This is a genomic window from Streptomyces sp. NPDC037401, assembly GCF_055602345.1.
In genome coordinates this window covers 48,262-60,956 of record NZ_JBVJWO010000026.1, presented here as the reverse complement: position 1 = coordinate 60,956, position 12,695 = coordinate 48,262, and the positions used below count along the sequence as shown (strand labels likewise).

General features: G+C 71.3%; 12 protein-coding genes. 7 read left to right on the top strand and 5 right to left on the bottom strand.

Going from position 1 to position 12,695, the window contains the following annotated elements; genetic code table 11:
• Positions 1-5: 5 nt before the first annotated feature.
• Complete coding sequence (locus tag ACZ7H1_RS25675; RefSeq protein WP_470790051.1) at positions 6-2,276, bottom strand: transglycosylase domain-containing protein; 2,271 nt, start codon at positions 2,274-2,276, stop codon at positions 6-8.
• Positions 2,277-2,499: 223 nt separating this feature from the next.
• Here ACZ7H1_RS25675 and ACZ7H1_RS25670 point away from each other — a divergent pair, with 223 nt between their 5' ends.
• From ACZ7H1_RS25670 to ACZ7H1_RS25650, 5 genes are all read left to right on the top strand, one after another.
• Entirely contained in the window at positions 2,500-3,453 is a 954-nt protein-coding gene (locus ACZ7H1_RS25670; RefSeq protein WP_470790049.1) for an SPFH domain-containing protein, read from the top strand.
• Positions 3,450-3,704: a type II toxin-antitoxin system antitoxin gene (locus ACZ7H1_RS25665; RefSeq protein WP_470790047.1), complete on the top strand. Its 255-nt coding sequence runs from the start codon at positions 3,450-3,452 to the stop codon at positions 3,702-3,704. The genes ACZ7H1_RS25670 and ACZ7H1_RS25665 overlap by 4 nt, the downstream gene beginning before the upstream one ends.
• A gap of 104 nt (positions 3,705-3,808) precedes the next feature.
• Positions 3,809-4,333, top strand: coding sequence for a PadR family transcriptional regulator (locus ACZ7H1_RS25660; protein ID WP_470790045.1), 525 nt, complete (start codon positions 3,809-3,811; stop codon positions 4,331-4,333).
• A complete protein-coding gene (locus tag ACZ7H1_RS25655) occupies positions 4,330-5,016 on the top strand; it encodes an ABC transporter ATP-binding protein (RefSeq protein ID WP_470790043.1) in 687 nt (228 codons plus the stop codon). Before ACZ7H1_RS25660 ends, ACZ7H1_RS25655 begins: the two co-directional genes overlap by 4 nt.
• Positions 5,013-7,358 (top strand): ABC transporter permease, encoded by a 2,346-nt coding sequence (locus tag ACZ7H1_RS25650; protein WP_470790041.1) that lies wholly within the window; start codon positions 5,013-5,015, stop codon positions 7,356-7,358. The genes ACZ7H1_RS25655 and ACZ7H1_RS25650 overlap by 4 nt, the downstream gene beginning before the upstream one ends.
• Before the next feature lie 60 nt (positions 7,359-7,418).
• Here the strand turns inward: ACZ7H1_RS25650 and ACZ7H1_RS25645 are convergent, their stop codons facing one another.
• The gene (locus ACZ7H1_RS25645) at positions 7,419-8,396 is read right to left on the bottom strand and encodes a hydrogen peroxide-inducible genes activator (RefSeq protein WP_470790039.1); all 978 of its coding nucleotides are present in this window, start codon (positions 8,394-8,396) and stop codon (positions 7,419-7,421) included.
• Between the two features lie 115 nt (positions 8,397-8,511).
• Between ACZ7H1_RS25645 and ACZ7H1_RS25640 the strand changes: the two genes are divergently transcribed.
• Both ACZ7H1_RS25640 and ACZ7H1_RS25635 read left to right on the top strand, forming a co-directional pair.
• On the top strand, positions 8,512-9,066 hold the full coding sequence (locus ACZ7H1_RS25640; RefSeq protein WP_366478365.1) for a peroxiredoxin: 555 nt from the start codon (positions 8,512-8,514) through the stop codon (positions 9,064-9,066).
• Positions 9,067-9,069: 3 nt separating this feature from the next.
• Positions 9,070-9,603 carry an alkyl hydroperoxide reductase gene (locus ACZ7H1_RS25635; RefSeq protein WP_470790037.1) on the top strand — a complete coding sequence of 178 codons (534 nt, stop codon included), beginning with the start codon at positions 9,070-9,072 and terminating at the stop codon, positions 9,601-9,603.
• Between the two features lie 148 nt (positions 9,604-9,751).
• On the opposite strand, the gene ACZ7H1_RS25630 is transcribed toward ACZ7H1_RS25635, so the two are convergent.
• The 3 genes from ACZ7H1_RS25630 to ACZ7H1_RS25620 are packed head-to-tail and all read right to left on the bottom strand — an operon-like array spanning position 9,752 to position 12,571.
• Entirely contained in the window at positions 9,752-10,471 is a 720-nt protein-coding gene (locus ACZ7H1_RS25630; RefSeq protein WP_470790035.1) for a hypothetical protein, read from the bottom strand.
• Positions 10,472-10,506: 35 nt separating this feature from the next.
• Entirely contained in the window at positions 10,507-11,274 is a 768-nt protein-coding gene (locus tag ACZ7H1_RS25625; RefSeq protein WP_470790033.1) for a hypothetical protein, read from the bottom strand.
• Positions 11,258-12,571 (bottom strand): AI-2E family transporter, encoded by a 1,314-nt coding sequence (locus ACZ7H1_RS25620; protein ID WP_470790031.1) that lies wholly within the window; start codon positions 12,569-12,571, stop codon positions 11,258-11,260. The genes ACZ7H1_RS25625 and ACZ7H1_RS25620 overlap by 17 nt, the downstream gene beginning before the upstream one ends.
• Positions 12,572-12,695 lie beyond the last annotated feature (124 nt).

Below are 12,695 nucleotides of genomic sequence, written 5' to 3'. Positions count from 1 at the left end.
CCCGGCTACGGCCTGCGGCCGCCGCCACTGCCGTCTTCCTCGTTGCCGTCGCCCGGGTCCGGGTCGCCCGTGGCGCTGCCGGTCGGGGTCGGCGTCGGCGGCTTCGGCCGCTCCGAGGACTTGGTGGGCGTCGGGTCCGGCGGCTCCTGGCTCGGGGACTTGGTCGGCGTCGGGTCCGCGGACCGGGAGCGGGTCGGGGAGGGGGTCACCGGCTTGGAACTCGCCGACCTGCTGGGCTTTTTGCTCGGGGTGTTCTTCGGCTCCTCCTTGCCCATGTCCGCGTCGGGGAGGTCGAAGCGGCCGGTCTCGGTGCCGTCGAGCGCGTCGAGCGTGTACGCCTTCCAGATCGCGGCGGGGAAGCTGGAGCCGCCCGCGCGGCCGCCGCCCGCGGTGCCCTTGAGGGTGACCTGGCGGTGGCTGACGGGGTCCTCGCCGAACATCGCGACGACGGTGACCAGTTCGGGCGTGTAGCCGGTGAACCAGGCGGCGACGTTCGACTCCGTGGTACCGGTCTTGCCGGCGGCCTCGTAGGCGCTGCTGCGGACCTTCTCGCCGGAGCCGTCCTCGACGACGCCGGTGAGCACCTTGGTGACGGTGTCGGCGGTCTCGCTGGTGATGGCACGGCCGCCGACCGGTTCGAGCGCCTGGTAAGTGCGGGCCACGTGGTGGGCCGACTCGACGATCGAGGGGCGGATCCGCTTGCCGTGGTTGTCGAGGGTGGCGTAGACGGCGGCCATCTCGACGGTGTTGGCGCTCATGGTGCCGAGCGAGGTCGCGGGCCGGTCGGCGGGCCAGCCCGGCCGGTCCTTCATGCCCAGTTCGAGGGCCGTCTTCTTGGCCGCGGCGGGCGTGACGTCCACGGTCATCTGCGCGTAGACGGAGTTCACGGAGGAGTTGGTGGCCTTCTGGACGGTGATGTCCCCGTAGTCCTGCTGGTCCTGGTTCTCCGGGGCGAAGGGGGTGTCGCTGCCGACCACCGGACGGCCGCTGGTGCCGTCGTAGACGGTGTTCGGCGTGATCTTCTTTCCGTCCTGGGTGGTGGCGCCGTTCTCCAGGGCGGAGGCGAGCACCACCGGCTTGTACGTCGAGCCCGGCTGGTAGTCGGTGCGCAGGGCGTTGCTGGCGTACTTGTCGGTCAGGCCGGTGCCGCCGTACATCGCGACGATCTTGCCGGTCTTGGGGTCCACGGAGGTGGCGCCGGCCTGGACCGCGGCGTCGGTCTTGCGGTCCGGGTCCTTGCTGTCGCGTTCGAGCTTGGATTCCAGCTCGTCCTGGACGGCCTTCTCCATGGCCGCCTGCTTCTTCTTGTCGATGCTGAGCTTGATGGTCCAGCCGCCGGCCTTGAGCTGGGCGTCGGTGACGCCCTGCTCGCGCATCTCGGCCTCGGCGGCCTGGATCAGGTAGCCCTTCTGGCCTTCCATGCCGGGGCTCGGCTTGGGCCTTACCGGCTCCTGGAACTTGATCGTGGTGCGCTTGGCGGGGTCGAGCTTGCGCATCTCGACCATGTTGTCGAGGACCTTGTTGAAGCGGCCCATGACGAGCTTCTTGCCCATGGGTCCGGCGACGGCCCAGTCGTACTGGCTGGGGGCCTGGAGCAGTGCGGCGAGGTAGGCGCCCTGGGTCAGGGTCAGCTTCTCGGCGTCGACGCCGTAGTAGGCCTGGGCGGCGGCCTGGATGCCGTAGGCGCCGCGGCCGTAGTAGCTGGTGTTCATGTAGCCCGCGAGGATCTCGGGCTTCTTCATCTTCCGGTCCACCTTCAGGGAGATCACCAGCTCTTTGAGCTTGCGGGTGACCGTCTGGTCCTGGTTCAGGTAGTAGTTCTTGACGTACTGCTGGGTGATGGTCGAGCCGCCCTGCTTGCCGCGGCCGGTGACGGTGTTGAAGGCGCCGCGCAGGATGCCCTTCACGTCCACGCCGTTGTCCTCGTAGAACGACTTGTTCTCGACGGCGACGAAGGCCGTCTGGACCTCGCGGGGGATCTTGTCGATGGGCAGGATGACGCGGTTGACCTGGCCGTCGCGGGCCATGACGGTGCCGTCGGACCACTCGTAGACGTTGCTCTGGAGCGTGGCCTGCTCGTTGGCGACCGGCGGTTCGACGTAGATGTAGAGGCCGATCAGGCCGGCCATGCCGAGCAGCACGAGGCCGAAGAACGTGCCGAGCAGTTTCTTCCACGTGAAGAAGCGGCGTATGCCTGCCGGTTTGTCCTTGCGGCGTGCGCGCGGCGCCCGTCGCGCCCCACGCTTCTGCGCGCGTCGCGCTTCTGCTCGGCCCATCGCTCCTGCTCCGCTCGTGTACCCCCCGATGTCAGCTCAGAAAACTAACACCGCGGGACTGGACAAAGGTCGGCCAATCCGGGCTTTTCCGGACGTGAGAATGAGCACCCACACCCAAGGAACCCGACGCATCAGACCGCAGGAGGGTTGCCAGTGGCAAAAAAAGTGATATCACTTTGATAGGGCAGCGAACGACGCTCGCCTGAAGGAACGGGGGCGGACCATGACGAACCAGACCAATTCCAGAGGTGCAGCCGGAGCGGCTGCGGAGGCGGACACCCCGCATCCGGAGCCGCGCGTACGGGAGTTCGCGGCGCACAGCGTCGGCGGCGGACTCGCCCTGCTGATGAGCCTGCTCGGCCTGGCGGCGGGCGCCGGCCTGGTGGCGTCCGGCGCGGCGTCCGGCGCGGCCGCCCTCAAGGTCACGCTGATCATCCTGGGCATCGCGGTCTTCGTGGGGTCGTTCGTGATGATGTGCGGACTCAACACCGTGGCGCCGGGCGAGGCCCGCGTGGTCCAGCTCTTCGGCCGCTACCGGGGCACCATCCGCACCGACGGCCTGCGCTGGGTGAACCCGCTGACCTCCCGGGACAAGATCTCGACCCGCGTGCGCAACCACGAGACCGCGGTCCTGAAGGTCAACGACGCCTACGGCAACCCGATCGAGCTGGCCGCCGTCGTGGTGTGGAAGGTGGAGGACACCGCGCTCGCCACCTTCGAGGTCGACGACTTCACGGAGTTCGTCGAGACCCAGACCGAGGCGGCCGTCCGACACATCGCCATCGAGTACCCGTACGACGCCCACGAGGAGGGCGGCCTGTCGCTGCGCCAGAACGCCGAGGAGATCACGGAGAAGCTGGCCGCGGAGCTGCACGACCGGGTCGAGGCGGCCGGCGTGCGGATCATCGAGTCCCGCTTCACCCACCTCGCGTACGCCCCCGAGATCGCCTCGGCGATGCTCCAGCGCCAGCAGGCGGGCGCAGTCGTCGCGGCGCGCCGCGAGATCGTGGACGGCGCGGTCGGCATGGTGGAGCTGGCACTGGCCCGGCTCGCCGAGGAGGACATCGTGGACCTGGACCCGGAGCGGAAGGCCGCCATGGTCTCCAACCTGATGGTGGTCCTGTGCAGCGACCGCGCCGCGCAGCCGGTCGTCAACACGGGCACCCTCTACCAGTGAGCCCGCAGGCGGCGGGCGGGGACGAGCGGGCGGGCCGGCAGGCCCGCAAGCAGGTGCTGCTGCGGCTCGACCCGCAGGTGTACGAGGCGCTGGCGCGCTGGGCCGGGGACGACCTGCGCAGCGCGAACGCCCAGATCGAGTTCCTGCTGCGCAGGGCGCTGGCCGAGGCCGGACGCCTGCCGGGCGGCACGGCCCCGATCGCCCCGCGAGGCCGCCCGCGCAAGCCGCCGGCGGCTCCCACAGAACCGTGACAAACGCCTCTGAGCTGCACTGACAAGCCCCCGGGCCGCTCCGGCCCGGGGGCTATTCGCTGTAGGTATACATCGCGGGTATACACCCGGTGTACAGTCATGGCATGTCCATCGGTCACACCCTTCTCGGCCTCCTGGAGGCCGGCCCCCGGCACGGCTACGACCTCAAGCGCGCCTTCGACGAGCGATTCGGCCACGACCGCCCCCTCGCCTACGGGCAGGTCTACTCGACCATGTCCAGGCTCCTGAAGAACGGCCTCGTCGAGGTCGACGGGATAGAGAGCGGCGGCGGTCCCGACCGCAAGCGCTACGCGATCACCGAGGCCGGCGTCACCGACGTCGAACACTGGCTCGCCCAGCCGGAGAAGCCCGAGCCGTACCTCCAGTCGACCCTCTACACCAAGGTCGTCCTCGCACTGCTCACCGGCCGCAGCGCCGCGGACCTGCTCGACACCCAGCGGGCCGAGCACCTGCGCCTCATGCGCGTCCTCACCAACCGCAAGCGCAACGGCGACCTCGCCGACCAGCTGGTCTGCGACCACGCCCTGTTCCACCTGGAGGCCGACCTGCGCTGGCTCGAACTCACGGCCGCCCGCCTCGACCAGCTCGCGAAGGACGTACGACGATGACACCCGCCGGCTCGCTGCTCACCGCCACCGGCCTCCGCAAGGCCTACGGACCCACGAACGCGCTCGACGGCGCCGGGTTCTCCATCCACCCCGGCGAGGTCGTCGCGGTCATGGGGCCCTCCGGCTCCGGCAAGTCCACCCTCCTGCACTGCCTCGCCGGCATCGTCACCCCCGACTCCGGCTCCATCGCCTACGCCGGCCGCGAGCTCACCTCGATGAGCGACGCCGAGCGCAGCGCCCTGCGCCGCAGCGAGTTCGGCTTCGTCTTCCAGTTCGGCCAGCTCGTCCCCGAGCTGACCTGCGTGGAGAACGTCGCCCTGCCACTGCGACTGAACGGCACCAAGCGCCGCCAGGCCGAGGCGACCGCGCTGCAGTGGATGCAGAAGCTGGAGGTGGACGACCTGGCCGGCAAACGCCCCGGCGAGGTCTCCGGCGGCCAGGGCCAGCGCGTCGCCGTCGCCCGGTCCCTGGTCACCGGCCCGCGCGTGCTCTTCGCCGACGAGCCCACCGGCGCCCTCGACTCCCTCAACGGCGAGCGGGTGATGCAGCTGCTCACCGACGCCGCCCGGTCCACCAACGCCGCCGTCGTCCTCGTCACCCACGAGACCCGGGTGGCCGCCTACTCCGACCGCGAGATCGTCGTCCGCGACGGCCGGTCGCGCGACATGGAGCGCGCCATATGAGCACGCTCCAGGCCTGGGTCCAGGACCTCCGCATGGGTGCCAAGTTCGCCGTCAGCGGCGGCCGCGAGGGCTGGACCCGTACGCTCCTCACCGGCATCGGGGTCGGACTCGGAGTGGCCCTGCTGCTGGTCACCACCGCCCTGCCCAGCGCACTCGCGGCCCGCGACGCACGCGCCGATGCGCGCAGCACCTTCACCGCCCCCAGCGCAGAGCACCCCGGCCGCAACACCCTGCTGACCGCCGACATCCACACCTCCTTCCGCGGCCAGGAGCTGCACGGGGCCCAGCTGCGGCCCGAGGGACCCGAGGCTCCGCTCCCGCCGGGCCTGAAGGCCTTCCCCGCCCCCGGCGAACTGGCCGTTTCCCCCGCCCTGGCCGAGCTGCTGCGCTCCGGCGAGGGCAAGCTGCTGCGCGAGCGGCTCGACGGGAGGATCGTCTCGACCATCGGCGAACAGGGCCTTCTCGGCCCCGGCGAACTGGCCTTCTACCTGGGCTCCGACTCCCTCCCGGCCGACGGCCCCGGCGTCCAGCGCATCACCGGCTTCGCCAACGACACGAAGAGCGAGCCGCTCGACCCGGTCCTGACCCTGCTGCTGGTGATGGTCTTCGTGGCCCTGCTGATGCCGGTGGCCGTGTTCATCGCCGCCGCGGTCCGCTTCGGCGGCGAGCGCCGCGACCGCCGGCTCGCAGCCCTCCGGCTGGTGGGCGCCGACGGCCGGATGACCCGCCGCATCGCGGCCGGCGAGGCCTTCACGGGCGCGGTCGTGGGCCTGGCGCTGGGCGCCGCGGTCTTCTTCGCCGTCCGCCGGTTCGCCGGCCACGTCACGGTCCTGGACCGCGGTGTCTTCCCGTCCGACCTCGACCCCAGCCCGTGGCTTGCGGCGCTGGTGGCCGTCACCGTACCGGCGGCCGCGGTGGCTGTCACCCTGTTCGCGCTGCGCGGCGTCGTCATCGAGCCGCTGGGCGTCGTGCGTACGTCGAAGCCCTCGCGGCGCCGCATCTGGTGGCGGCTGGTGCTTCCGCTCGCCGGACTCGGGCTGCTGGCCCCGATGATGGGCCGCGGCAACGACGGCGGACAGTTCAACCAGTGGCAGGTCATCGGCGGCGTGGTGCTGCTGCTGATCGGGATCACCGCGATCCTGCCCTGGCTGGTCGAGGCGGTCGTCTCCCGCCTCGGCGGCGGCGGGGTCTCCTGGCAGCTGGCGGTCCGCCGGCTCCAGCTCGGCAGCGGCGCGGCCGCCCGGCTGGTGAACGGCATCGCCGTGGCGGTGGCCGGCGCCATCGCCCTGCAGATGCTGTTCACCGGCGTCGAGGACGACTACACCAAGCGCACCGGCGAGGACCCCTCCCGTGCCGCGATGTCGGTGTGGATGCACACGGTCCGCGACGGCAAGACCGACACCGCGCGCCGGGTCGAGGACGCCGCACGGCGCATCGAGAGCACCGAGGGCGTGACGCGCGTCGTCCCGCTGGTCACCTACGACGCCTCGTCCGTGCAGCGGAACTCCGACCAGTCCATCGAAGTGACCGTCGCCGACTGCACGTCCCTGCGCGAGATCGGGCAGCTGCCCTCCTGCAAGGACGGGGACGCCTTCGTCATCCGGGGCGGCTACGACGACACGGCGGCCGAGCAGCTGGCCGCCCCCGGGACCCGGCTGCACGTCGGGGCCGTGTACGACGACAAGCCGGGCAGGACCGTCTCCTGGACCCTGCCCAAGTCGGCCCGCACCGTGGACAGCAGGCCCGACCCGGCCGGTACCGCGCGCTCCGGCATCCTCGCCACCCCGGGCGCCGCCCCCAAGGGCCTCGGCGCCAACGGCCGCGCCTCCGTGTACGTCCAGGTCGACCCCTCCGTGCCGGACGCCCTGGAGCGGGCCCGGACCGCGGCCTTCAAGGCGGACCCGCTGGCCACGGTCATGACCCTGCAGAGCACCGAGGAGAGCAGCCGCTTCGCGAGCATCCGCACCGGCCTGTTCATCGGCGCGGTCCTCGTGCTGGCGCTGATCGGCGCGAGCCTGCTGGTCTCCCAGCTGGAGCAGCTGCGCGAGCGCAAGAAGCTGCTGTCCGCGCTGGTGGCCTTCGGCACCCGGCGCTCCACGCTGAGCCTGTCGGTGCTGTGGCAGACGGCGGTGCCGATCGCACTGGGGCTCGCCCTGGCCACGGCGACGGGCCTGGCCCTGGGCGCCGTACTGATGCGGATGACCAACGTGCCGGTCGCCGTGGACTGGCCCTCGGTCGCATCGATGGCGGGCATCGGCGCGGGCGTGGTCCTCGCGGTGACCCTGCTCAGCCTGCCGCCGCTGCTGCGCCTGATGCGCCCGGACGGCCTGCGGACCGAGTAGCGGCCCCCGCGGGCACTGCCGGCACTGCCGGCACGGCCCTCGCCGGTGCGGCCCGCGGACTCACTCCGCGGGCCACACCGGCAGCGGTCGTACGGCCTCCCGCAGCGCGGCCGCGAACTCCCCGAACTCGCCCTGCCGGGCCGTGCCGGTCCGCATCGCGAGGGCGATGCGCCGCGACGGCGCGGGCTCGGCGAAGTACCCCGTGGACAGGTGCTCGTTGCGGGTGGTCTCCAGGCGCAGCGCCGTCCGCGGCAGCAGCGTCACCCCGAGCCCGCCGGCCACCAGCTGGACCAGGGTGGACAGCCCGGCGGCGGTGGTGGTGACGTCCGCGCCCTGCGTGCGGCCCGCCTCACGGCAGATGTCGAGGGCCTGGTCGCGCAGGCAGTGCCCCTCGTCGAGCAGCAGCAGGTGCAGTCCGCGCAGCTCCTCGCGCGGGATGTCCCGGCGTCCGGCCAGCTCGTGGTCGCGCGGCGCCACCAGGACGAAGTCCTCGTCGAAGAGGGGCAGTTCGGTGACCCCGGGGACGCCGAGCGGCACGGCCAGCAGCAGCAGGTCCAGCCGTCCGCTCCCCAGGCCCTCCAGCAGCGAGGACGTCTGCTCCTCGTGCACCTGGAGGTCCAGCCGGGGGTAGCGGCGGTGGATCAGCGAGAGCACGGTCGGCAGCAGGTACGGGGCCACGGTGGGGATGACCCCCAGCCGCAGGACCCCCGTGAAGGGGGCCCGTACCGACTCGGCCTCCTCGATGAGCGAGCCGACCGCGTCGAGCACCGCCTTCGCGCGGGCCGCGATCTTCTCGCCCGCGGGCGACAGCAGCACCTTGCGGGTGGTGCGCTCCAGCAGCTGGACGCCGAGGGTCTCCTCCAGCGCGGAGACTGCCCCCGACAGGGCGGGCTGGCTCATGCCGATCGCCGCGGCGGCGTCGCGGAAGTGGAGGTGCTCGGCCACCGCCGCGAACGCCCTCAGCTGGGCGAGCGTCGGCTGCTTCGCTCCCCTATTACCCAGTGCCACTGATAGGTACCTCCGATCACGTCCTTCCATGCTAGCTATTTCTGTAATCAATGCAGCTGTGCCAGCATGTGAGATCCGTCCAACCCCCTCAGAAGTCCGCATACACCCCACAAGGGTGCGGTCTTCCGTTCCGCAAGGAGTGCACGTGCTCACTGTCGGTGACAAGTTCCCCACCTACGATCTGACCGCCTGCGTCTCGCTCGAGGCCGGCAAGGAGTTCGCTCAGATCGACCACAAGACCTACGAGGGCAAGTGGCGCGTGGTGTTCTTCTGGCCGAAGGACTTCACCTTCGTCTGCCCGACCGAGATCGCCGCCTTCGGCAAGCTGAACGACGAGTTCCTCGACCGCGACGCGCAGATCCTCGGCGTCTCCGGCGACTCGGAGTTCGTGCACCACGCCTGGCGCAAGGACCACGCCGACCTGCGTGACCTGCCCTTCCCGATGCTGGCCGACTCGAAGCACGAGCTCATGCAGGCCTGTGGCGTGCAGGGCGAGGACGGCTTCGCGCAGCGCGCCGTCTTCATCGTCGACCAGAACAACGAGATCCAGTTCTCGATGGTGACCGCCGGTTCCGTGGGCCGTAACCCCAAGGAGGTCCTGCGGGTCCTCGACGCCCTGCAGACCGACGAGCTGTGCCCCTGCAACTGGACCAAGGGCGAGGACACCCTCGACGCCGGCGCGCTGCTGGCCGGTGAGTGACCCGTGGCCCTCGACGAGCTGAAGGCCGCGATACCGGACTTCGCCAAGGACCTGAAGCTGAACCTGGGCTCGGTCATCGGCAACAGCGACCTGCCGCAGCAGCAGCTGTGGGGCACCGTCCTGGCGTGCGCGATCACCTCGCGCTCCCCGAAGGTGCTGCGTGAGCTGGAGCCGGAGGCGAAGGCCAACCTCTCCCCCGAGGCGTACACCGCCGCCAAGTCCGCCGCGGCGATCATGGCGATGAACAACGTCTTCTACCGCACCCGCCACCTGCTCTCCGACCCGGAGTACGGCACGATGCGGGCCGGTCTGCGGATGAACGTCATCGGCAACCCGGGCGTGGAGAAGGTCGACTTCGAACTGTGGTCCCTCGCGGTCTCCGCGATCAACGGCTGCGGCCAGTGCCTCGACTCGCACGAGCAGGTGCTCCGCAAGGCCGGCGTCGACCGCGAGACCGTCCAGGAAGCCGTCAAGATCGCCTCGGTGATCCAGGCGGTGGGCGTGACCCTCGACGCGGAAGCCACCCTCGCCGAATAGGCAGAGCCGACGAGCCCCCGGCGCCACGATCCCGTGGCGCCGGGGGCTCGTTGCCGTCCCCGCCGTCCCGCTGCCGGCCGGCCGGCCGGGGAGTGTCGTCAAAGTGGCGTCGTCCGCCCGCCGACCAGGCGAGATTTCGACGACACGACTAGGCCTTGAGGGCCGTCATCAGGGCCCGCATGTCCTCGATCATCGCGGCCTGGAGCGCGGTCTCGTCGAACTTTCCCTCCGGGTGGTCCTCTTCCGGCGCATCGGCGCCGGACCAGTTCCAGCCCTGCCCCGCCTCGATCATGAAGACGGTGCCGCCGTCGACCACCCGCAGCTGCGGACCGCTCAGCATGTCCCCGGTGGCCATCACCGCCTGTTCGCCCAGCCCCGGTACCGCCTCGCGCTTGACCGTCGCGGTGGCGTCCCACCGCTGCCGCTCCAGGTCGGCGTCGAACTCCGGCTCCGGGTCGGTCTTGCGGTGCAGCTCCAGCGTCACCGTCATCTCGGCGGTGCGCTGCCAGCCGTTGACGCCCTCCTTGTCGTCGGGCAGGGACAGCACGCAGCTGAACCAGTCCACCGCAGGGTGCTCGGCCTCCGAGCGGGTGGTCATGCCCCGCAGGTTGCCCAGCACCCGGCTCACGGCCTTCGCCTTTACCTCGTCGCACAGGTTGACGGGCTGCCGGTAGCGCAGCGGCGGGGCCTGCTCCCCGCCGCCGAACGCGTACAGCGCGCCGCCCCAGGCCGCCGAGGCGACCAGGGCGCCGGCCAGCGTCCACGCCCAGGGCCCCGGCGGGCGGCGCTCCTTCGGCGGCGGCTCGGTCAGCTGCTCGTACGTACCGGGAGGCCGGTACTCCCCGTCGAGTTCAGGCTCGCTGATCACCCTTCGTTCCCCCGTTCGCCCCGGCCTTCACCGGGTCATCCGTCTTTCCCTGATGTCCCCTGTTGCTGCGACAGCGCGGTCATCAGCTGCCGCATGTCCTCGACCATGGCCGCCAGGACGGCATCGGACTCCATCTTGGGCGGCTCGGGAAGCTGTTCGGCGTCCTCGCCCTCCCCGCCGTTGTAGTCCTGCATCACCTGGACGTTGAGCGTGAAGACCACCCCGCCGTCCAGGACGGTCAGCCTCCAGTCGGAGGACGGGCCGTCGGTGACGAGCAGGGCCCGCTCCCCCAGGCCCGGGACCTCCTCCGCGTCCGCCTCGGACGCCCAGACCTCGCCGGCCGTGGTCACGGCCTCGAACTCGGGCTGGGGGTCGGTCTTCTTGTGGCGCTCCACCTCGGCGGACATCCAGTACTGGCGGACGAAGCCCGGGTGGGTCGTCACCTCGGTGCCCCCGATGGCGTTGCGCGCGCAGGCGCTGCGGTCGTAGGCGGAACCGCGGGTCTGCTTGGTGGTGCCGTTGACCACGGACTCGCCCAGCAGCCGGGTGACGGCGGCGGCCTTGAAGCGGTCGCACAGCTTGTCACCCGCGTCGTAGCGGATCTCCGGTCCGCGGACCAAGTCCGTGAAGGCGTACAGCCCCGCGCCCCATGCGACCGAGGCGAGCAGGGCGCCGCCGAGCGCCCACTGCCAGGCCCGGCGCGTGCCGCCCGCGCGCCGCTCCTGCGGCGGCGGGTCGGCGAGCTCCTCGCGCCGCGGGCCCGCGGGCCCGTACACCCCGTCGATCTCAGGCTCGGATATCACCTTCTGCGTCCCCCCGGTCGACAGGAGCCACGGGGAGGGCCGTCGCGCCGTGGGGCGCCGGGCCGATCCGCAGCTCCTGTTCTCGGGAGTACGCCCGCAGGTAGCCGACCACCGTGTTCGTGACCGCCACCAGCGGGACCGCGACCACCGCGCCCCCGATCCCTGCGATCATCCCACCTGCGGCGACCGACAGGACCACCGCCAGGGGGTGGACGCGTACGGCACGGCCCAGGATGAACGGCTGCAGCACGTGGCCCTCGATCTGCTGGACCGCCAGCACCACGATGAGCACCATCAGCGCGCTGAACGGTCCCTCCGTCACCAGGGCCACCACGACCGCCAGTGCACCGGAGACCACGGCCCCGACGAGGGGGATGAAGGCGAACAGGAAGATGAAGACGGCCAGTGGCACCGCCATCGGAACGTCGAGGAAGTAGATGCCCAGGCCGATGAAGATGGCGTCGATGAGGGCCACGATCACCGTGCCGCGGACGTACGCGGTCAGAGTGCGCCAGGCCCGCGGGCCGGCGCCGGCCACCCCGGGCCGGGCGATCGACGGCACGAGGCCGAGCGTCCACTGCCAGATCCGCTTGCCGTCGTAGAGCAGGAACAGCGTCGAGAACATCGCGAGCAGGATGCCGGTCAGCACCTCGACGAGCACGGTCACGCCCTGGAGCCCGGCGCTGGTGATCTCGTCGGTGTTGGTGGTGATCGTCTCGCTGAGGTTCTTCGCGATGTCGTTGATCTGCTTCTCGGTGACGTGGAACGGGCTGTTGAGCGCAGCTCTCTTGAGCTCGTCGATGCCGTCGCGGAGCCGGTCGGAGAGGTCGTCCAGGTTCTCCATGACCTGCCAGACCACGAACCAGCCGACCAGCCCGATGACCACGAAGCCGGTGATGGCGGTGACCGCGGTGGCCAGCCCCCGGGGCAGCCCGAAGCGGCGCAGCCGCACCACGAAGGGCTGGAGCAGAGCGGTGACGAGGAGCGCTGCGGCGAACGCCAGGACGACCAGCCGGACCTCGCTGATCACCCGCATCAGCACCCAGAGCATGCCGGCGAGCAGCAGCAGCCGCCAGCTGACCTCGGCGGCCACCCGGACTCCCCACGGGACCACGCTCACGGGGTCGGGCTTCGGCCTGCGGGCGGCGGCACCGAGGACCGGCGGGGCCGGCGGACGGGCCGGCACGGGCGGCACGGCCGGCGGGCCCTCGTCCGGCTCGGGCTCGGGCTTCCGTTCGGGAAGCGCCTTGCCGAGGCGGCCGAGCCAGTCCGGCCACTTACCGGGCTCACGCGACATCTGGATCCCTTTCCCCCGTCCCCCGTACACACGCCACGCCCGACCGTACACGCGTGAAGCCCCTCACCGAAGGACGGTGAGGGGCTTCACGCCAAGGCTTGAGCCAGGGTCCGGGCCGCGGGGG